Raw genomic sequence first — 20,388 nt, forward strand, 5'->3', positions numbered from 1 at the left:
CCGCCGCGAAGGTTAACGGCAGAGCGGCCGAAGAACAAGCGCTAAAAGCCCCAAGAGCGTTATGGGCGACGGCTTACACGTCTTTTTGTTTGTCGAGCGCGACCTGATACAGCACGTTTTTACGCTCGCCGGTAATCTGCGCTGCCAGCGCGGCGGCACGCTTGAGCGGCATCTCCTCAAGCAACAGATTGAGGATGCGCATCGCCTCGCTGCTGACGGCATCTTCGGACTCTGGCGCGCTCCAGCCGGCCACCAGCACGACGCATTCGCCGCGCTGCTGATTGCTGTCGGATTCAACGAACGCGCGCAGCTCAGCCAGCGGCAAACCTTTAAGCGTTTCGAAGGTTTTGGTTATTTCACGGGCTAGCAAGGCCTGACGCTCACCACCGAACACCGCCTCCATATCCTGCAGACATTCAAGAATACGGTGCGGAGCTTCGTAGAAGATCAACGTGCGCGGCTCTTCCTTGACAGCTTCCAGGCGCGCCTTGCGGCCGACCGACTTGGCTGGGAGAAAACCTTCGAAGATGAAACGGTCAGATGGCAGACCTGCGGCCGACAGCGCGGCGATCAACGCACACGCGCCAGGAACCGGCACTACATTGATCCCGGCAGCACGGGCCTGACGCACCAGGTGGTAACCCGGATCAGAAATCAGCGGCGTACCGGCATCCGAAATCAGCGCGACGTTGTCACCTCCCAGCAAGCGGGTAATAAAGCGACTACCTTCATCTCGTTCGTTATGTTCGTGACAGGCAGCCAACGGCGTGGAAATCCCGAAGTGCTGCATCAGTCGCTGCGAATGACGCGTGTCTTCGGCAGCGATCAACGACACTTCGCGGAGAATTTTCAGGGCCCGGGCGCTGATGTCGTCCAGGTTGCCGATGGGCGTCGCCACCACATAAAGCGAGCCAGCAGCGGAATTCAAAGGACCTGGAGCAGTCAAAGCGCACACCTCGTGATGGGTAAAAGGCGGCATTGTAACGCGTCACGAGGCTTGCGACGTGCACCGCCCATGCTCGGTTTTGCGTGTCGTTGTGCACTGACGCAACATTTACTCCAGCTAAATTGCCTGATTCACACCAGTAACATCGCGCCCCGGCCAGTGCTTGGGTACAATTCGACGCTAATTTGATCGAGTATCAGGAACACTTACATGATCGCTTGCCTGCGGCTGTTCACTGCCCTCTGCCTCGCTGCCTTGTTGGCGGCTTGCGCCAGCTCCCCTTCCTCCAGCCTTGGCGAACTTCCACGGACCCCGGATGCCAGCATCGAGCAACTGCTCGAACAGGCTAGTCAGGCGAAAACCCCGGAAAAAGCCGCCCTGTTGCGCCTGAGCGCTGCGGACCTGGCTTATCGCCAGGGCAATGCCGGACAGTCCGCGCAAATCCTGCAACAAGTGCCGATGGAGCAACTGAAGCCAGGCCAGCAGATTTTCGCCAGCACCTTGAATGCTGAGCTGGCCATGACCCGCAATCAGCCGAAAGCCGCGCTGACTGCACTGAGCCATCCAAGCCTGCAACACCTGGGCGAGATGCCAGAAGAGCAACAAGTACGCACCGGCACCGTACATGCCCGCGCCCTTGAAGCCGATGGCCAGACACTGGCTGCCGCTCGTGAACGTGTGTTCATCGCACCGATGCTGCAAGGCGAAGCCGCCAGCAAAAACCACGAAGCGATCTGGACCCTGATTGGCTCGCTGCCAACCGACCAACTGCAACCGAACACCACCGACGATCTCGGCGGCTGGATGGGCCTGGCCATGGCAGTGAAATCCGCCGGCACCCTGGAACAGCAGCAAGCAGCGATCGACGCCTGGCGTGCGCAGAATCCAAAGCACCCGGCCGCCATCAACCTGCCGCTGCCATTGACCAAGCTCAAGGAACTGGCCAGCCAGCCACTGAGCAAGATCGCCCTGCTGTTGCCGCAGGACGGCCAACTGGCCGCAGTCGGCAAGGCTCTGCGTGAAGGCTTCATGGCTGCGCACTACCAGGCTCAACAGGCCGGGCAAAAGCCGCCAGCGATCGAGTTCTACGACAGCTCCAAGCTGACTTCGATGGACGAGTTCTACCGCAAGGCTCAGGCTGACGGCGTGCAACTGGTCGTCGGCCCGCTGGAAAAACCACTGGTCAAACAACTGAGCACCCGTCCGCAACTGCCGATCACCACCCTCGCGCTGAACTACAGCGAAGGCGATCAAGGTCCGGCGCAACTGTTCCAGTTTGGTCTGGCGGCTGAAGACGAAGCCCGTGAAGTGTCCCGTCGCGCTCGCGCCGATGGCCTGCACCGCGCCGCAATCATGGTGCCGAAAGGCGAATGGGGCGACCGCGTATTGCGTGCGTTCAGCCAGGACTGGCAGGCGAATGGTGGCAGCATCGTTGCCACCGAACGTGTTGATCAGCCAGTGCAACTGGCCCAGCAGATCGCCGACATGTTCCAGCTGCGCCAGAGTGAAGCCCGCGCCAAGAGCCTGCAAAATGCTGCCGGCACCAACGTCGCCGCACAGCCTTCGCGCCGTCAGGACATCGAGTTCATCTTCCTCGCTGCAACCCCGCAGCAAGCGCAGCAGATCAAGCCGACCCTGAACTTCCAGTACGCCGGTGACGTTCCTGTGTATGCAACCTCGCACGTGTACAGCGCCAGCGGTGACGTCAACCAATACAACGACATGAACGGCATTCGCTTCTGCGAAACCCCATGGCTGTTGGAAACCAGCGATCCACTGCGCCAGCAAGTGGTTGCACAGTGGCCGCAAGCGGCAGGCAGCCTCGGTCGTCTGTACGCGATGGGCGTGGACGCCTACCGCCTGGCGCCACGCCTGGGCCAACTTAAAGCCTTGCCGGACAGCCGCATCGATGGTGAGTCGGGCAGCCTCGGCATGACCCAGACCCAGCGCGTTGTGCGTCAGTTGCCTTGGGCGCAGTTCGTCAGCGGTCAGGTACAACGCCTGCCGGATACGCCACGCTGATGCCTGACAGGTCACGCTCGCAAAGCGGTAAAGATGCCGAGCGCCAGGCGCTCGAGCATCTGCAGGATCAAGGTCTGCGCCTATTGGCGCAGAACTGGTTATGCAAACGCGGCGAGCTTGATCTGGTCATGCTTGATGGCGATACAGTAGTATTCGTTGAAGTTCGCTACAGAAAAAACACTCAATGGGGTGGCGCGCTCGCTAGCATCGATGCGCGCAAGCAGCAGAAACTGATTTTCGCTGCGCAGTATTTTCTTCAGCGCGAGTCGCGCTGGGCCAATTCCCCCTGCCGCTTCGACGTGGTGGCCATCGACAGCCATCCGAGTCAGCTGAACTGGTTGCAGAATGCTTTCGACAGTTGACCTGCAGCCAACCCGGACTTTTTCATCCGACAAATTTTGCTCTTTGCTTTGCGGGCTGCACATTCATGTGCCGGACAGCCGCGCTACTTAAGGTCACACAGATGGACATGCAATCCCGAATTCGCCAGCTTTTCCAGGCCAGTATCGACACCAAGCAACAGGCGATGGACGTACTTGCACCGCACATCGAGCAAGCCAGCCAGATCATGGTCAACGCCCTGCTCAACGAAGGCAAAATGCTCTCCTGCGGCAACGGCGGCTCTGCCGGCGACGCCCAGCATTTCTCTTCGGAGTTGCTCAACCGCTTCGAGCGTGAGCGTCCAAGCCTGCCGGCCATCGCCCTGACCACCGATACGTCGACGATCACCTCGATCGCCAACGACTACAGCTACAACGAAGTGTTCTCCAAGCAGATCCGCGCACTCGGTCAACCAGGCGACGTATTACTGGCGATTTCGACCAGCGGTAACTCGGCGAACATTATTCAAGCGATCCAGGCCGCACATGATCGCGAAATGATTGTCGTAGCTTTGACCGGACGCGATGGCGGCGGCATGGCGTCGCTGCTGTTGCCCGAGGACGTCGAGATTCGCGTACCGGCCAACGTCACTGCACGTATTCAAGAAGTCCACTTGCTGGCGATCCATTGCCTCTGCGATCTGATCGACAGCCAACTGTTCGGGAGTGAAGAATGACCCCTAATCGCCTTGGCCTTCTGGCCTTGACCCTGTGCCTCGGCATCAGCGGCTGCACCTCGGTGGTGAATGCCAGCCGCGAAGCGCCGATTGAAGACGACCGTGGCACCCGCACCTTCGGCAGCAAGATCGACGATTCGCTGATCGAAACCAAAGTAGGCGTGAACGTGGCCAAGGCCGACCCGGCTCTGGACAACGACTCACACATCGTCGTCACCAGCTTCAACGGCGTTGTGCTGCTGGCCGGTCAGACGCCCCGCGAAGACCTCAAGGCCAAGGCCGAACAGGCCGCCGCCAACGTGCAGCGCGTGAAGAAGGTCCACAACGAACTGCAAGTGCTGCAGCCCTCCTCCCTGCTGGCTCGTCAGAACGACGCGTGGCTGACCACCAAGATCAAGACCCAGATGCTCACCGACGCCAGCATTCCCGGCTCGCGCATCAAGGTCGTGACCGAGAACGGCATCGTTTATCTGCTGGGCCTGCTGACCAAGCAGGAAGCGGCGCAAGCGACCAACTTGGTACAGGGCGTTTCCGGCGTACAGAAGATTGTAAAACTGTTTGAGTACATCGACTGATACGCACCCTGCAGATCATAAAAAAGGCGATCCATCCGGATCGCCTTTTTTTATTTCACCACTTTCAAACTTGGCCGACCGCTTGGGCGCGGCGGCTCGCTGTCCGGTGGCGGCAGGTCATCGTCCTGCTCGATATCATCTTCGTCATCCATCGGCGACTCGATATCGAACACCATGCCCTGACCGTTTTCCCGGGCATAGATACCCAGGATGGCGCTGATCGGCACGTACAGACTGTGCGGGACGCCGCCGAAGCGCCCCTCGAAGGTCACCACGTCGTTGTCCATGTGCAGATGACGCACGGCACTGGGTGAGATGTTCAGGACAATCTGCCCGTCACTGGCGAAACCCTGCGGCACCTGCACGGCCGGGTACTCGGAATTGACCAGCATGTGCGGGGTGCAATCGTTATCCACAATCCACTCGTAGAGCGCGCGGACCAGATAAGGTCGACTGGAGTTCATAGCGGCTCCTTAAGCCTTAGCGCATATCGCGTTCGACACCAGACAGACTCGCCTGGAAAGCCTCACGCGCAAACGAGCGCTCCATATAATCAAGCAACGGCTTGGCTGGCCGCGGCAGTTCAATACCCAGAATCGGCAAACGCCAGAGTATTGGCAATAGGCAGCAATCCACCAGACTTTGTTCCTCACTGAGGAAAAACGGCTTGTCGGCAAACAGCGGCGACACGCCCGTCAGGCTTTCACGCAATTCCTTGCGCGCCACGACACGCGCGGCCTCCTTGGACTTGGGATCCAGAATCAGATCCACCAGACCACACCAGTCACGCTGAATGCGGTGAATCAGCAGACGACTGTTGGCACGCGCCACCGGATAAACCGGCATCAACGGCGGGTGCGGGTAACGCTCATCCAGATATTCCATCACCACGGTCGACTCCCACAACGCCAGGTCGCGATCGACCAGCGTGGGCAGGCTTCCGTAAGGGTTCACCTCAATCAGTTTAGGCGGCTGGCGACCAGCTTCCACATAAATGATCTCGGCGCTGACACCCTTCTCTGCGAGCACAATGCGCACTCGGTGGGAATAGTGGTCGGCGGGGTCGGAGTAACAGGCCAACCGATTGGTCACGCCCATGGCGATCCTCCTCGCTTGTTGAAATTATCGGAACCGGAAAAACGCGCGCGCCCAGAGGGCGCCTCCCGCAACACCTGGCTGACCAGACGTTGCGCTATCGGAGACGCCCTTGGGCGCGCGCGATTAACAGCAATGCTTTTGAAGCGTATCAGTGCACGTCTTTCCAGTATTCACGCTTGAGCAGATAGGCGAACACAAAGAAGAACGCCAGGTACAGCAAGACGTAAGTACCGATGCGCTGATGTTGCAGCTTAACCGGGTTAGCCGAGTAAGCCAGGAAGGTTACCAGATTCTTGACCTTCTCATCGAACTGCTCTTCGTTCAGAGCACCGGACTTCGGCACGATGGTCAGCTGATCGCACGCTTCATGAGTCAGCGGCGTACCGGTCAGCGGATCATATTGCTTCTTGCCGTCTTCGACGATCTGCACCTGTTTGCAGCCCACGACCTGACGACCTTGCAGGCCGACCAGTACGTTGGGCATGCCGACGTTCGGGAAAACCTTGTTGTTCACGCCCCATGGACGTGCCGGATCTTCGTAGAACGACTTCAGGTAACCGTAGAGCCAGTCAGTGCCACGCACACGAGCGACCAGCGTCAGATCCGGTGGCGCAGCGCCGAACCAGGTCTTGGCGTCGGCCGGCTGCATGCCGATGCTCATGTGATCACCGATCTTGGCACCGGTGAACACCAGCTTCTCCAGCATCAGCTCATGAGGTACGCCGAGATCATCGGCAACTCGCTCGTAACGTTGGAACTTGGCACTGTGGCAACCCATGCAATAGTTGGCAAAGGTACGCGCGCCATCCTGCAACGCAGCCTTGTCGGAAACGTCGATGTCGACTTTTTCCAGCTCCGGACCACCATGTTCAGCGGCGAAGGACAGCACTGGCAGAGCAGCAAAAATCAGAGCAAAAAATAACTTTTTCATCAGCCAGTCACCCTTTCCGGAACCTTTTTGGTCTTCTCGAGCCTGGTGTAGAACGGCATCAGAATGAAGTAGGCGAAGTACAGGAACGTGCAGATCTGCGATACCAGCGTGCGCTCAGGTGTCGGAGCGAGAACGCCCAGAATGCCGAGAATCACGAACGAAATGCAGAACACTACCAGCCAGATTTTGCTCATCCAGCCTTTGTAGCGCATCGACTTGACCGGACTGCGGTCGAGCCAAGGCAAGACAAATAGCACTGCGATTGCCGCACCCATGGCGATAACACCCATGAGCTTGTCCGGGATTGCCCGCAGGATCGCGTAGAACGGCGTGAAGTACCAGACCGGCGCAATGTGCTCTGGCGTCTTGAATGGGTTAGCCTGCTCGAAGTTTGGTTTTTCGAGGAAGTAGCCGCCCATTTCCGGGAAGAAGAACACGATAAAGCAGAAGATGAACAGGAACACTACGACACCGACAATGTCTTTCACGGTGTAGTAAGGGTGGAACGCAATGCCGTCCAGCGGGATGCCGTTTTCGTCTTTGTGTTTCTTGATATCGACGCCATCCGGGTTGTTCGAGCCGACTTCGTGCAGCGCCAGGATGTGCAGCACCACCAGACCGAGAATCACGATCGGCAGAGCGACAACGTGCAAGGCGAAGAAGCGGTTCAGGGTGATCCCGGAGATCAGGTAGTCACCGCGAATCCACTGAGTCAGGTCGTTACCGATGACCGGAATCGCACCGAACAGCGAGATGATCACCTGGGCACCCCAGTAGGACATCTGCCCCCAAGGCAACAGATAACCCATGAAGGCTTCAGCCATCAGCGCCAGGTAGATCAGCATGCCGAACACCCAGACCAGTTCACGCGGCTTCTGGTACGAACCGTAGAGCAAGCCACGGAACATGTGCAGATAGACCACGATGAAGAACGCCGAGGCGCCGGTCGAGTGCAATAGACGCAGGATCGAGCCGTACTCGACATCGCGCATGATGTATTCGACGGAAGCGAACGCTTCTTCTGCTGATGGCGTGTAGCTCATCGTCAGCCAGACACCGGTGACAATCTGGTTGACCAGCACCAGCAGCGCCAGCGAGCCGAAGAAATAGAAGAAGTTGAAGTTTTTTGGAGCGTAATACTTGCTGAGATGGTCTTCCCACATCTTGGTCGCAGGGAAGCGCGCATCAACCCAATCCATGAACTTGCTCATCACGCTTTCTCCGTATCGACGCCAATGACAATCAGGTCATCGGTCTCATAGGAATGCGGGGGAACTGGCAGGTTCAAAGGCGCAGGTTGCGACTTGTAGACGCGGCCAGCCAGATCGTAGTGGGAACCGTGGCACGGGCAGAAATAACCGCCCACCCAGTCTTTACCCAGATCCGCAGGTGCCACTTCGGGACGGAAGGTCGGTGAGCAACCCAGGTGCGTGCAGATCCCGATCAGCAGGAGAATTTCCGGCTTGATCGATCGCACCTCAGGGTCGACATAGGTAGGTTGCGTGGAGTTTTTGGAGGTTGGATCGGAGAGCTGGCCCTCGATCTTCTTGAGATTCCCCAGGATTTCCGCAGTACGACGAACAATGAACACCGGCTGGCCGCGCCACTCAGCAATCATCTGCTGCCCTGGCTCGATTTTGCTGACATTCACTTTCACCGGTGCACCGGCGGCTTTCGCCTTGGCACTGGGAAACCATGACCCCACGAACGGGACCGCAGCCCCCACCGCTCCTGCAGCACCCACCACGGATGTGGCTGCTACCAAGAAGCGACGCCGGCCTGCATTCACGCCGTCATTGCTCATTCAGTCCTCTCCCATCAGCTTTGTGGCCTGTTAAATCAGGCATCTACTAAATAAATCAATGTTACTTATAAAAATTTTGCCGAGATGGTAATGAAAAGCCCCAATTCTGACAAGGGAATTACCCGGAGCTCTCACCCTCAAGCCTTGCAGTATAGGGGGTCTACGAATGTGGCAAGTTGTCACAGCGCAATTCTTTTGATAAATCGCAGGCATAAAAAAACGCCCGGTTCCGTGAGGAATCGGGCGTTCTTTTTGAACGTGGAAGCGAAATTAACGCTTCGAGTACTGCGGACGCTTACGCGCTTTACGCAGACCAACTTTCTTACGTTCAACTTCACGGGCGTCGCGAGTAACGAAGCCAGCTTTGCGCAGAGCGCCACGCAGGGTTTCGTCGTAGTCCATCAGAGCGCGAGTGATGCCGTGGCGGATTGCGCCAGCTTGGCCACTTACACCACCGCCGATCACGGTGACGTAGATGTCGAACTTCTCGACAGTCTCGGTCAGCTCCAGCGGCTGACGAACTACCATGCGGGCAGTTTCGCGGCCGAAGAAGTTATCCAGCGAACGGTTGTTGATGGAGATGTTACCAGTACCCGGACGCAGGAAAACGCGTGCGGTTGCGGTCTTGCGACGGCCAGTGCCGTAATTTTGAGTCGCCGACATAATGTACTATTCCGTTAAAACTTCAGTTCTTGGGGCTGCTGAGCAGTATGTGGGTGTGCAGCGCCCGCATAGACTTTCAGCTTACGGTACATGTCGCGACCCAGTGGGTTTTTAGGCAGCATGCCTTTAACCGCGGTCTCGATCACGCGCTCAGGGGCTTTGGCGATCAGCTTTTCAAAGTTGATCGACTTGATGCCGCCCGGGAAACCGGAGTGGGAGTAGTACATTTTGTCAGTGGTTTTAGCACCGGTAACACGGATCTGCTCAGCGTTGATTACGACGATGTAGTCGCCGGTGTCAACGTGAGGAGTGTACTCAGGCTTGTGCTTGCCACGCAGACGGCTCGCGATTTCGGTGGCCAGACGACCCAGGGTCTGACCAGCAGCGTCGACGACAAACCAGTCGCGCTTTACTGTTTCCGGTTTAGCAGTAAAAGTTTTCATTCTTTATAGCCTCAGGGGCCGCCCTGTAAATTAGACGGCGGATCTTACTGAATAGTGCGTACTTTGACAAGTCAAAGGCAGCCGGATACAGACGCTTTCGGGGGCTCGGGTCGGCGCGTCCGTTCAACGGCAAGATTCTTCGGCGGCGGCGCATCACTTCCACTGCAGAAAGAGGTCGGCAATTATGCAGATTGCGAAAAATATTTCAACCTGCTTTTATGATTGTTTTGCCCAAGGAGCACCCGATGGACTATCGCCAGCTAGGCCGTACCGACCTGAACGTGAGTGCAATCTGCCTCGGCACCATGACCTGGGGCGAGCAAAACACTGAAGCTGAAGCCTTCGCGCAGATCGAACGGGCCAAAGAGGCCGGGATCAATTTCATCGACACCGCCGAAATGTATCCGGTGCCGCCAAAAGCCGAAACCTACGCCACCACCGAGCGCTACATCGGCAATTACTTCAAAAGTCGCGGCGACCGCGCCGACTGGATCCTCGCCAGCAAGATCGCCGGTCCCGGCAACACTATCGATTACATCCGCGACAAAAACCTGCGCCACAACCGCCAGCACATCACCGAAGCGGTAGATGCCAGCCTCAAGCGCCTGCAGACCGACTACATCGACCTTTACCAATTGCACTGGCCTGAGCGCAGCACCAACTTTTTCGGGCAGTTGGGCTACAAACACAAGATCGAAGCCAACCTCACCCCGCTCGAAGACACCCTCGAAGCACTCGACGAGCAGGTTAAGGCCGGCAAGATCCGCCACATCGGCCTGTCCAACGAAACGCCATGGGGCACCATGCGTTTTCTCGCCTTGGCCGAAGCTCGTGGCTGGCCGCGTGCGGTGTCGATCCAGAACCCGTACAACCTGCTAAACCGCAGCTTTGAAGTCGGCCTGGCGGAAGTCGCCATTCGCGAACAGTGCGGGTTGCTCGCCTATTCGCCGCTGGCGTTCGGCTTCCTGTCGGGCAAATACGAAGGTGGTGCGCGTCCGCCAAAAGGCCGCCTGAGCCTTTACAGCCGCTTCAGCCGCTATTTCAATGCGCAATCCGAAGCAGCGTGCAGCCGTTATGTCGCGCTGGCCCGAGAGCACGGTCTGGATCCGGCGCAAATGGCGTTGGCGTTCGTCACTCAGCAACCGTTCGTCACCAGCAACATCATTGGCGCGACGACGCTTGAGCAACTGGACAGCAACATTGCCAGCTTCGATCTGAAGCTTTCCGATGAAGTGCTGGCGGGGATCGAGGCGATTCACAAGGATCATCCGAATCCTGCACCGTAATCCAGGAAGATGATCGTTCCCACGCTCTGCGTGGGAACGCATACCATGACGCTCCGCGTCACTCCCAAAGCGGACGCAGAGCGTCCATGGCGGCATTCCCACGCAGAGCGTGGGAACGATCATCATCCCGCTGTATTACAGCGACCGCGCAATAATCTCCTTCATGATTTCATTGGTGCCGGCATAAATCCGCTGCACGCGCGCATCCGCCCACGCCCGGGCTACCGGGTATTCCCACATGAAGCCGTAACCGCCGTGCAACTGCACGCACTCGTCGAGCACCTTGCATTGCAGGTCGGTGCCCCAGTATTTCGCCATCGCCGCCGTCGGCACGTCGAGCTTGCCTTGCAGGTGCAGTTCCAGACATTTATCGACGAACACTCGACCGATCTGGATTTCAGTTGCCATCTCCGCCAGCTTGAAGCGCGTGTTCTGGAAATCGGCAATCGCCTTGCCGAACGCCTTGCGATCACGGGTGTAATCCAGCGTCCACTTCAGCGCAGCCTCGGCTGAGGCCAGACCGCCGATCGCCACGGTCAAACGTTCCTGCGGCAACTCCTGCATCAAATAGGCAAACCCCGCCCCGGCCTGCCCCAGCAAGTTTTCTTTCGGTACGCGCACATCCTGGAAGAACAATTCCGACGTGTCCTGGGCCTTCATACCGACCTTCTCCAAGCGCTTGCCCTTCTCGAAGCCCGGCGTATTCGCCTCGACCAGAAACAGGCTGGTGCCCTTGGCGCCGGCCTTCGGATCGGTCTTGGCGACGACGATGACCAGATCGGCGAGAAAGCCGTTGGTGATGAAGGTTTTCGAACCGTTGATCACATATTCATCGCCGTCCAGCACGGCGGTGGTCTTCACGCCCTGCAGGTCGGAGCCGGCACCCGGCTCGGTCATGGCAATGGCCGTGACCATTTCGCCCGAGACCAGTTTCGGCAGGTATTTGTGCTTCAGCGTTTCACTGCCGTAATGCAGGATGTACGGTGCAACGATGTCCGAATGAAGCGAGAAACCGATCCCGGTCAGGCCCAATCGACCGACCTCCTCGATCACCACCGCGCTGTAAAGAAAATCCGCCCCCAGCCCGCCGTATTCTTCCGGCAGATGCGAGCAGAGCATCCCCGCCTCCCCTGCCTTGTTCCACAGCTTGCGGTCGATATGGCCTTGTTTTTCCCACTGAGCATGGAACGGCACGGCCTCTTTTTCGAGGAAGGTTCGTACGCTGTCGCGGAACAATTCGTGCTCGGAGCTGAACAAGGTTCTGGGGATCATGCGGCACCTTTCTTTCTTGTTGGAGGGTTATGACCTTCAGAGACTAAGCCTCGCCTCCGATACAGGACACTGGACACATCCGACAAAAAATAAGACGATCCAGCCGTCTGGTGACCACTTTCCCTTATAAAAACAAAACAAAAGTTGAATTATGTCTAAGCAAGTCTCCACGCCCTTGCGGCGCGTCAGCATCCTGGCTATCGACCGGGTTTTCGCCTCCACTCTCATGCAAGCCAAGGATTTCTTCCATCTGGCCAGCCTGCGTTACGGCAAACAACTGGGCCACGGCCTGACACCGGCGTTTGAAACCCGCCTCGTCAGCCCCGACGGCAAACCGGTGAACAGTTTCAGTGACGTCGTGATGCCGGTGGACGGCGGTCTGGAAAACGCCGACGTGATTATCCTTCCAGCGTTCTGGGACGATTTCGACACGCTATGCAGCCGTTATCCACAAGTCCTGCCATGGTTGCGCGAGCAGCATGCACGGGGCGCCGTGTTATGCGGCGAAGCCACCGGGGTGTTCTGGCTGGCCGAGGCCGGGCTGCTCAACGGCAAGGAAGCGACCACCTACTGGCGCTTCTTCAATGCCTTCGCCGAGCGCTTCCCGAAGGTTTACCTCAATCAGGACAAACACCTGACGGACGCCGACAATCTGTATTGCGCCGGCGGCACTACTTCGGCGTGTGACCTCTACATCTACCTGATCGAACGTTTCTGCGGGGCCAACGTGGCGCAGGCCGTGGCCCGCGACATCCTCTATGAAGTGCAGCGCAGCTATTCGCCGGGACGTATCGGTTTCGGCGGCCAGAAGCTGCATCAGGACGTGATCATCCTGCAGATCCAGCACTGGCTTGAAGAGCACTTCGCCGACAAGTTCCGCTTCGAAGACGTGGCCCGCGAGCACGGCATGAGCATCCGCAATTTCATGCGCCGCTTCCAGACCGCGACGGGCGACAAGCCGCTGCACTACCTGCAACGTCTGCGCATCGAGACGGCCAAAGGCTTGCTGTCCGGCAGTCGCAAGAGCATCAAGACCATCAGCTATGAAGTCGGTTACGACGATGCGAGCTTCTTTGCGCGATTGTTCCGCCAGCACACCGAACTGTCGCCGAACCAGTATCGGCAGCAGTTTCAGCAGGCTGCTTAACCCCCCGAAGCAAATACAAAACCTGTGGGAGCTGGCTTGCCAGCGATAGCGGTTTGTCAGAGACATAAATATCACCTGACACGACGCCATCGCTGGCAAGCCGGCTCCCACAGGGATTGCGGTGCATTCGAGCTGTTCTTCAGCGCATAAAAAAGGCCTGCAATTGCAGGCCCTTTTTTTGGCGAATCCGCTTAAGGCTTGTGCGCCCGCGACAGGAATTCGTGCGATTGCATCTCCAGCAGACGGCTCAGCGTGCGCTGGAACTCGAAGTTCAAACGTCCACCGGTGTACAGATCCTTCAGCTCGACTTCAGCAGAAATGATCAGCTTGACGTTACGGTCGTAAAACTCGTCGACCATGTTGATGAAGCGTCGGGCGATGTCGTCGGTGGTGACGCTCATCTGCTCGACACCGCTGAGCAGCACGGCGTGGAAGATTTTTCCCAGTTCGATGTAATCGTTCTGGCTGCGCGGGCCGTCGCACAGTTCGCGGAAGTCGAACCAGGCCACGTCATCGCAGGTGCGCAGGGCGCGGATTTCGCGGTTTTCGATGATCAACACATCGTTTTCCACGGCCGCAGTGCATTCCGGTGTCAGCGCTTTGAAGCTCTTGCGCAGACTTTCGTGCGCGGCTTCGTCGAGCGGATAGTGGAACAGTTCCGCTTGTTCGAGGTGACGCAGACGGTAGTCGACGCCGCTGTCGACGTTGACGATATCGGTGTTCTGCTTGATCAGCGCGATGGCTGGCAGGAAGCGCGCACGCTGCAGGCCATCCTTGTACAGACCATCCGGAACGATGTTCGAGGTCGCGACCAGGGTCACGCCGTTTTTGAACAGCTCTTCCATCAGCGTGCCGAGGATCATCGCGTCGGTGATGTCGGAAACGAAGAACTCATCGAAGCAGATGACCCGCGACTCAGTCGCAAAACGCTTGGCGATGATGGTCAGCGGGTTTTTCTCGCCGCCGAGGGTTTTCATCTCTTCGTGCACACGCTTCATGAAGCGGTGGAAGTGGGTGCGGGTCTTTTCCTTGAACGGCAGCGCTTCGAAGAAGGTGTCGACCAGGTAAGTTTTGCCGCGACCCACGCCGCCCCAGAAATACAGGCCCTTGACCGGGGTCTGATCCTTTTTGCCAAACAGTTTGCTCAGCAGGCCCGGCTTGTTCTGATCGGCGGCGATCAGATCCTCGTACAGGCGCTGCAAATGACGCACAGCAGTTTCCTGCGCGGCATCATGGAAGAAGTCCGGGCGTTTCAGATCAGCTTGGTATCGTTCTAGGGGCGTCATAATTCGTTAGCAAGGCAACAAAAACGGGCCGTCACTGTAGCGACGGCCCGTGGGAATGGCAATCAGCCCTTGGTCGGGCCGGCCCGTTGATTATTCCTGAACCGGTGTCAGAGCGATCCGCAAGGCCTCGACGGCCGCATCCCGCGCAGCAACATCGGCGAACGCCGGGCTGTCGCCGACGCACTCGCCTTCCAGCCACACGCTGAAGCTCAGGTCTTCGCTGCGCACATCCAAAGGCTGGCCGGATTGCAGTTGCTTGGTCACCTGGCCGGCGGTTTTGCCGTCGGCGAAGTTGCGCGACAGCAGCAGTTGCTCGCCATCGGCCGCCAGCAGACGGAAACGGAAGCTGCCGTCGTCTTCACGGAAACTGACGAAGCGTGCGGCTTTCGCGGCTTTCTTCTTGGTGGTCGCGGCGACCTGCACCTGATTGACGAAAGAGCGCAGGCCAACGGCTTCGCGCAGTTCGTTGAGAAACGGCGTCGCCACGGCACGGGCCTTTTTCGCGCCGATCTGCAGGATGTCTTCCAGATCAGCCGGACGCTCGATCAACTGGTGATACTTGTCGCGAGCCTCGCCGAGTTGGTTGTCGAGCAACTGGAACAGACGGTTCTTCGCCTCGCCCCAACCCAGACCGCCCAACAGTTCGCTGCGGAATTCGTCGGATTGCGCCGGCGTGGCGAAGGCCTGGAACAGAGTGAACAGGTGCGAGTTGTCCGGATCCTTGGCTTCGCCTGGAGCTTTGGAGTCGGTGACGATCCGCGAAATCGCGTCCTTCATCTCTTTGGCGCTGGAGAACAACGGGATGGTGTTGTCGTAGCTCTTCGACATCTTGCGACCGTCGAGGCCTGGCAACGTCGCCACACTTTCCTCGATCAGCGCTTCGGGCATGGTGAAAAATTCTTTGCCCTGACCGAACAAGTGGTTGAAGCGCTGGCCGATATCACGGGCCATTTCCACGTGCTGGATCTGGTCGCGACCGACCGGCACCTTGTGCGCGTTGAACATCAGAATGTCCGCAGCCATCAGCACCGGATAGCTGTAGAGGCCCATGGTGATGCCGGCATCCGGGTCTTCGCCGGTCTCGACATTCTTGTCCACCGAAGCCTTGTAGGCGTGGGCGCGGTTGAGCAGGCCCTTGGCGGCGACGCAGGTCAGCAGCCAGGTCAGTTCAGGGATTTCCGGAATGTCGGACTGACGGTAGAAGGTCACGCGATCAACGTCGAGGCCACCGGCCAGCCAGGTCGCGGCGATTTCCAGACGCGAGCGCTGAATGCGCAGCGGGTCATCGCATTTGATCAGGGCGTGGTAGTCGGCCAGGAAGTAGAACGAATCGGCATTGCTGTCGCGGCTGGCGAGAATCGCCGGGCGGATGGCGCCGGCGTAGTTGCCCAGGTGCGGCGTGCCGGTGGTGGTGATGCCGGTGAGGATGCGGGTACGGTTCGTCATGGGTAATCGCTTGTCAGACTGCAATCAATTCGAAAGACGCGGCAGGATCAGATCCTTGAGATCGGTCAGCTTGCCATGAAAAAAGTGTCCGCATTCTGCCACTTTCAGCAGCTCATGGGGGCGCAGGAGTTGTTCCGACCAGTCGTAAACCAGTTGCGGATCGATGACTTCGTCGGTTTCTGGCTGGATCACGGTGAGTTCGCCGTGTTGTGGCAGTGGATCCTGTTCGCCAAGACGCATCACCGCCGGGGCAACCATGAACAGGTGCTTGAGCGGCACGCCTTGCGCTTCGAGGCGCCCGCCGAGACTTGCTGCAACAAATCCGCCGAAGGAAAAACCGAACAGGGTCAGCGGCAGATCCGGGTGTTTTTCCCGCAGCCATGCGGCGGCAGCCTGGGCGTCATCGACTTCGCCGGTGCCCATGTCGTGCGTCCCTTCGCTGGCGCCGACGCCGCGATAGTTGAAGCGCAAGGTGATCAGACCCGCGTCGCGCGCGGTGCGCTGCAGGGTCGAGACAACCTTGTTGAGCATGGTGCCGCCCTGCACCGGGTTCGGATGGCAGATCAGCGCGATGCCGATTGGCTGCTCGTTATCCAGGTACAGGGACTCAAGTTGACCCACCGGGCCGTCAATCACTACAGGGGTTTCACGCATCAGCAAGGAAGGAACTCCGTGACCTCGAATCGGGTCGACTCGTCTAGCAAATTGTCTGTGCCAATCTATTGCAAGTGAATCGCGGTATACAGCGCAGGTTCGAGCCGTTAACGTAAAGCAAAGCCGTTTATAGAGGAAGGACTCGTGGAACACTCGCTCTTAGTTTGGTTGTTACCGACTCTTGCCCTGGTTGTGGGTGTCGCCATTGGATTCCTGATCGCGCGCGTTGCACCAAACGCCGCACCGAGCCGTACGCAGCGTCAACTGGATGATATCCAGGAGCGTTTCGACAGTTATCAAAACGAGGTGGTCACCCACTTCAACAGCACCGCGATGCTGGTCAAGAAACTGACCCAGAGCTATCAGGAAGTGCAGGATCACCTCGCCGAGGGCGCCAATCGTCTGGCCCTGGACGAGCAAACCCGCCAACGCCTGATCGCTGCCCTGCACGCCGACGCGGCGCAGGCACCACGCGAACGCCTGACGCCACCGCGCGATCAGGAACCACCGCGTGATTACGCACCGAAAGCCCCGAACTCGCCAGGCATGCTCGATGAGCATTATGGTTTGAAGAAGTAATCAGTCTTCGCACCAAAGAAAAAGCCCCCGGACAATGTTGTTGTCCGGGGGCTTTTTTGTATCCGCCGATTTGTGTCGCCAGTGATGGCCTCATCGCGGGCAAGCCCGCTCCCACAGGGTGATGTGTGGAACACAGGTTTTGTGTACACCACCAATACCTGTGGGAGCGGGCTTGCCCGCGATGAGGCCATAACAGGCCAGACAAAAAAATGCCCGATCACAGGACCGGGCATTTCTTCATTCAGGCAATCGCTTACGGATACTGCTGAACGGTGCCCGGCTGTTGCTGCTGGCCACCATACTGCTGGCCAGGAATCGCTTTCAGGTTGACTTCAACCCGACGGTTCTGCGCGCGGCCATTGACGTCGCCGTTGCTGGCAATCGGATTATCCGGACCGGCACCACGGGCCGACAGATTGGCACCGCTGACGCCTTGCGAGGTCAGGTAGGTTGCCACGCTCTGCGCACGACGCTGGGACAAGTCCATGTTGTGCTGGCGGCTGCCGGTGCTGTCGGTGTAGCCGACGATTTCGATCTGGTTCTGGTTGAACTCTTTCAGCGAGTTGGCCAGATTGTTCAGCGGCTGATAGAAGCTCGACGCGATGTTCGCCGAATCGGTAGCGAACGTGATGTTGCCCGGCATGATCAGCTTGATCTGATCGCCCTGACGCTGCACTTCAACCCCGGTGTTGGCCATGCTCGCGCGCAGCTTGGCTTCCTGCTTGTCAGCGTAGTAACCGTAACCTGCCGCCGAAGCACCCACCACGGCCGCACCGATCAAGGCGCCCTTGCCACGGTTGTTATGGTCAATGGCAGCACCCGCCAGGGCACCGGCCAGCGCACCCAGGCCACCGTACTTGGCGGTTTTGCTCATGCCTTGGGAGCCACCGTCGGCCTGGCCCTGATTGTCATACGGGTTGGGCGAGGCGCAGCCGGACAGCAAGGCCACGGCGGTAGCGACAATAATCAAACGACGCTTGGTGAACATTGAGAGCTCCTACTTTTGCATTCTGTGATGCAGCGGCCGTTTGGCAATGGACCTCTGCGGGCGTTGGATCCTGACAATGCACAAAAATTCCGCCGCACACTCGTGACAAAATATTTAGGCCCGCACAAACGGGTTTTCGCGCATTTCATCGCCCAGACGCGTGTCCGGACCATGCCCGGCAACGACGATTGCGTCTTCGTCCAGGGTGTACAACCGCTGCTTGATCGAACGCACGATGGTCGCCTGATCGCCGCCCCACAAATCCGTGCGCCCTACGCCGCGACGAAACAGCGTGTCGCCGGCAATCAACAGCTTAGCCTCGGAAAACCAAAAGCTCATGGAACCTGGCGTATGACCCGGCGTATGCAGCGCCACGCCGCAACCACAGGCCAGTTCTTCGTCATCGCTGAGCCAGTGATCCGGCGACGGCACCGGGGTATAGGGCACACCGAACATCTGGCACTGCATCTCAAGGTTGTCCCACAAAAACTGGTCATCCTTGTGCAAATGCAGGGTCGCGCCGGTTTTCTCTTTCATCTGGCCAGAGGCGAGAAAATGATCGAGATGCGCGTGGGTGTGGATGATGCTGACCACTTTCAGACCCAGCGCGTCGAGGCGCGCCATAATCAGGTCCGGATTGCCGCCCGGGTCGACGACGATGGCTTTCTTGGTGATCGGATCGCCAATGATCGTGCAGTTGCACTGTAGCGGACCGACGGGGAAGGTTTCGCGGATGAGCGCGGGCAATAAATTTGCCATAGATACTCCTAAAGTCTGATCACATCTGGTTTGCGCAACGCGCTTCAGAAAGAGATCATTCTGCCAGCATTCGCCCTGAGCAGTTGAGATCGATAACTCAGTGAAACATCTGAACAATCCAATCAAAGATGCCAAATTGAGCACGTCCACCCTGCAACTGAGTTCTTACCACTCTCATACAATTCCATTGTGAGCCGCACATATGTATCAACAATATAAAAACTATTTCACATCAACGGATGACATCCACGCGCATTTTTTTGAAATTTCAGCATCACCCTACCCTTCATTTTTCTATGAAGAGTCTCTGACATTGGGTAGCGGCTCGCTCAAAATACATATCATCGATCAATTTTGCGGAAAGCGCCCCGCCCTTTTCAATCATCAGTTCTGCACGAACAACTCTGAATTAGAACTCCAGTTCTGGTGTTCAATCACCCTGGATTCGCACGTTGCAAGTTTACTGCACGAATACGTGGAAAACCCAGAAGCACTATCGTCTGAAAGTCATCAAACTGCTGAAGAATTTATACTTCACTTAGCTGAAAAAAAATTTGATTTCTCACCGATTTTTTATGTTACAGAGAGCTATCTTAAATCGACACCTGACAACTTCAACAGGCATATCCCAAAAGTTTTGACATCCATCTTAAAACTACAGGCGATGTGTGAAAAAACCTTCATCGAACATAGAGAAATCAAAATTAAACCCGACGCAATCGCTTACTACTGCGACTTATACAAACAAGAAAACCTTAGAGATTGCGCAAATGCCTGGGCACAAGAAATTGCGGCACGCATCAACAGGGAAGACACACAATACATTGTAGACTTCACTTACGCCTGCCTACTGAAAATGGTGCTCATAAAGTTCGCTGACAATAGAGGCATCGTAAAAAAATGCGAACAGTTCGAAAAGTTCATGATTGACGAACTGGGCATTCGTCTTGCGAGGGAATCAGGTTTAGCCCTCTGCTACTTCAGCGGACTGGCTGACAAACTTGTAAACACACAAGCCAACAAGTCACTGACAAATGCCATACATGACCTCAAGGCAACTGCATGGGATATGTTCCTGCTTAAAATGCCAGAAATATCTTTGACTCCAAACCACCTTCCAGAAATAAAAATATCCTATGTAGCGACCTCGGAAAAAAAGCTGTACGAACTCGGAAAGTTATTCGACGTACAACACCTGGCCTGCAGGACTGACGACGCTGGAACCGGCCTTCCACTGATCAGTTTCAGCATGGAGTCAGTCAATGAAAAAAATGACGATATAGCCGTTCAAAAACTTATTATGGCCAGTGAAGAAATGGCCTTCCGGCGAATGGCTGTTTCAAAAATTATCGCCTGTTCACCCGACAAACTGAAAGCAATCATTTTTGAATTGGAGTCCCAACTATCCAATTTCTGCCAATAACAGCACATT

Annotated in this window: 22 protein-coding genes; 8 read left to right on the forward strand and 14 right to left on the reverse strand. The window is 57.3% G+C overall.

What is annotated here, in order from left to right; all coding sequences use genetic code 11:
* Positions 1–73: 73 nt before the first annotated feature.
* Positions 74–979 carry a 16S rRNA (cytidine(1402)-2'-O)-methyltransferase gene (gene rsmI, locus KI231_RS24260; RefSeq protein WP_213026547.1) on the reverse strand — a complete coding sequence of 302 codons (906 nt, stop codon included), beginning with the start codon at positions 977–979 and terminating at the stop codon, positions 74–76.
* Between the two features lie 177 nt (positions 980–1,156).
* Between rsmI and KI231_RS24265 the strand changes: the two genes are divergently transcribed.
* The 4 genes from KI231_RS24265 to KI231_RS24280 all read left to right on the forward strand — a co-directional run bounded on the left by KI231_RS24265 (position 1,157) and on the right by KI231_RS24280 (position 4,600).
* Positions 1,157–2,968 (forward strand): penicillin-binding protein activator, encoded by a 1,812-nt coding sequence (locus tag KI231_RS24265; RefSeq protein WP_103306221.1) that lies wholly within the window; start codon positions 1,157–1,159, stop codon positions 2,966–2,968.
* Positions 2,968–3,330, forward strand: coding sequence for a YraN family protein (locus KI231_RS24270; protein ID WP_103306222.1), 363 nt, complete (start codon positions 2,968–2,970; stop codon positions 3,328–3,330). Before KI231_RS24265 ends, KI231_RS24270 begins: the two co-directional genes overlap by 1 nt.
* A 101-nt stretch (positions 3,331–3,431) precedes the next feature.
* Positions 3,432–4,025, forward strand: a complete 594-nt coding sequence (locus KI231_RS24275) for a phosphoheptose isomerase (RefSeq protein ID WP_008082788.1) — start codon at positions 3,432–3,434, stop codon at positions 4,023–4,025.
* Positions 4,022–4,600: a BON domain-containing protein gene (locus KI231_RS24280; protein ID WP_103306223.1), complete on the forward strand. Its 579-nt coding sequence runs from the start codon at positions 4,022–4,024 to the stop codon at positions 4,598–4,600. Before KI231_RS24275 ends, KI231_RS24280 begins: the two co-directional genes overlap by 4 nt.
* Positions 4,601–4,650: 50 nt before the next feature.
* Here the strand turns inward: KI231_RS24280 and KI231_RS24285 are convergent, their stop codons facing one another.
* From KI231_RS24285 to rplM, 7 genes are all read right to left on the reverse strand, one after another.
* Positions 4,651–5,064 (reverse strand): ClpXP protease specificity-enhancing factor, encoded by a 414-nt coding sequence (locus KI231_RS24285; RefSeq protein ID WP_103306224.1) that lies wholly within the window; start codon positions 5,062–5,064, stop codon positions 4,651–4,653.
* A 16-nt stretch (positions 5,065–5,080) separates the two neighbouring features.
* A complete protein-coding gene (locus tag KI231_RS24290) occupies positions 5,081–5,698 on the reverse strand; it encodes a glutathione S-transferase N-terminal domain-containing protein (RefSeq protein ID WP_007917025.1) in 618 nt (205 codons plus the stop codon).
* A 148-nt stretch (positions 5,699–5,846) separates the two neighbouring features.
* Positions 5,847–6,629 (reverse strand): cytochrome c1, encoded by a 783-nt coding sequence (locus KI231_RS24295; protein WP_213026548.1) that lies wholly within the window; start codon positions 6,627–6,629, stop codon positions 5,847–5,849.
* Positions 6,629–7,840 (reverse strand): cytochrome b, encoded by a 1,212-nt coding sequence (locus KI231_RS24300; RefSeq protein WP_103306226.1) that lies wholly within the window; start codon positions 7,838–7,840, stop codon positions 6,629–6,631. Before KI231_RS24300 ends, KI231_RS24295 begins: the two co-directional genes overlap by 1 nt.
* A complete protein-coding gene (gene petA, locus KI231_RS24305) occupies positions 7,840–8,433 on the reverse strand; it encodes a ubiquinol-cytochrome c reductase iron-sulfur subunit (RefSeq protein WP_003228055.1) in 594 nt (197 codons plus the stop codon). The genes KI231_RS24300 and petA overlap by 1 nt, the downstream gene beginning before the upstream one ends.
* Positions 8,434–8,703: 270 nt before the next feature.
* Positions 8,704–9,096: a 30S ribosomal protein S9 gene (rpsI, locus tag KI231_RS24310; RefSeq protein ID WP_003205364.1), complete on the reverse strand. Its 393-nt coding sequence runs from the start codon at positions 9,094–9,096 to the stop codon at positions 8,704–8,706.
* Between the two features lie 14 nt (positions 9,097–9,110).
* Positions 9,111–9,539, reverse strand: a complete 429-nt coding sequence (gene rplM, locus KI231_RS24315) for a 50S ribosomal protein L13 (protein ID WP_007917032.1) — start codon at positions 9,537–9,539, stop codon at positions 9,111–9,113.
* A gap of 245 nt (positions 9,540–9,784) precedes the next feature.
* Between rplM and KI231_RS24320 the strand changes: the two genes are divergently transcribed.
* The gene (locus tag KI231_RS24320; protein WP_213026549.1) at positions 9,785–10,825 is read left to right on the forward strand and encodes an NADP(H)-dependent aldo-keto reductase; all 1,041 of its coding nucleotides are present in this window, start codon (positions 9,785–9,787) and stop codon (positions 10,823–10,825) included.
* A 135-nt stretch (positions 10,826–10,960) separates the two neighbouring features.
* On the opposite strand, the gene KI231_RS24325 is transcribed toward KI231_RS24320, so the two are convergent.
* Positions 10,961–12,097, reverse strand: coding sequence for an acyl-CoA dehydrogenase family protein (locus KI231_RS24325; RefSeq protein WP_103306228.1), 1,137 nt, complete (start codon positions 12,095–12,097; stop codon positions 10,961–10,963).
* A 250-nt stretch (positions 12,098–12,347) separates the two neighbouring features.
* On the opposite strand from KI231_RS24325, the gene KI231_RS24330 reads away from it, so the two are divergent.
* A complete protein-coding gene (locus KI231_RS24330; protein ID WP_169842445.1) occupies positions 12,348–13,244 on the forward strand; it encodes a GlxA family transcriptional regulator in 897 nt (298 codons plus the stop codon).
* A 191-nt stretch (positions 13,245–13,435) separates the two neighbouring features.
* Here the strand turns inward: KI231_RS24330 and zapE are convergent, their stop codons facing one another.
* From zapE to KI231_RS24345, 3 genes are all read right to left on the reverse strand, one after another.
* Entirely contained in the window at positions 13,436–14,530 is a 1,095-nt protein-coding gene (zapE, locus tag KI231_RS24335; RefSeq protein ID WP_103306230.1) for a cell division protein ZapE, read from the reverse strand.
* Positions 14,531–14,620: 90 nt separating this feature from the next.
* Complete coding sequence (locus tag KI231_RS24340; RefSeq protein ID WP_103306231.1) at positions 14,621–15,976, reverse strand: tryptophan--tRNA ligase; 1,356 nt, start codon at positions 15,974–15,976, stop codon at positions 14,621–14,623.
* Positions 15,977–16,000: 24 nt separating this feature from the next.
* A complete protein-coding gene (locus KI231_RS24345; protein ID WP_213028835.1) occupies positions 16,001–16,630 on the reverse strand; it encodes an alpha/beta hydrolase in 630 nt (209 codons plus the stop codon).
* A 144-nt stretch (positions 16,631–16,774) separates the two neighbouring features.
* Here KI231_RS24345 and KI231_RS24350 point away from each other — a divergent pair, with 144 nt between their 5' ends.
* Complete coding sequence (locus tag KI231_RS24350; RefSeq protein WP_007961596.1) at positions 16,775–17,209, forward strand: Z-ring associated ZapG family protein; 435 nt, start codon at positions 16,775–16,777, stop codon at positions 17,207–17,209.
* A 253-nt stretch (positions 17,210–17,462) separates the two neighbouring features.
* Here KI231_RS24350 and KI231_RS24355 read toward each other — a convergent pair whose 3' ends face one another.
* Complete coding sequence (locus KI231_RS24355; RefSeq protein WP_103306232.1) at positions 17,463–18,197, reverse strand: YiaD family glycine zipper/OmpA-like lipoprotein; 735 nt, start codon at positions 18,195–18,197, stop codon at positions 17,463–17,465.
* Between the two features lie 114 nt (positions 18,198–18,311).
* Positions 18,312–18,956, reverse strand: a complete 645-nt coding sequence (locus KI231_RS24360; RefSeq protein WP_213026550.1) for an MBL fold metallo-hydrolase — start codon at positions 18,954–18,956, stop codon at positions 18,312–18,314.
* A 202-nt stretch (positions 18,957–19,158) separates the two neighbouring features.
* Between KI231_RS24360 and KI231_RS24365 the strand changes: the two genes are divergently transcribed.
* Positions 19,159–20,379: a hypothetical protein gene (locus KI231_RS24365; RefSeq protein WP_213026551.1), complete on the forward strand. Its 1,221-nt coding sequence runs from the start codon at positions 19,159–19,161 to the stop codon at positions 20,377–20,379.
* Positions 20,380–20,388 lie beyond the last annotated feature (9 nt).

Origin of the sequence: Pseudomonas sp. Seg1 (assembly GCF_018326005.1) — a bacterium.
Classification (GTDB): Bacteria; Pseudomonadota; Gammaproteobacteria; order Pseudomonadales; family Pseudomonadaceae; genus Aquipseudomonas.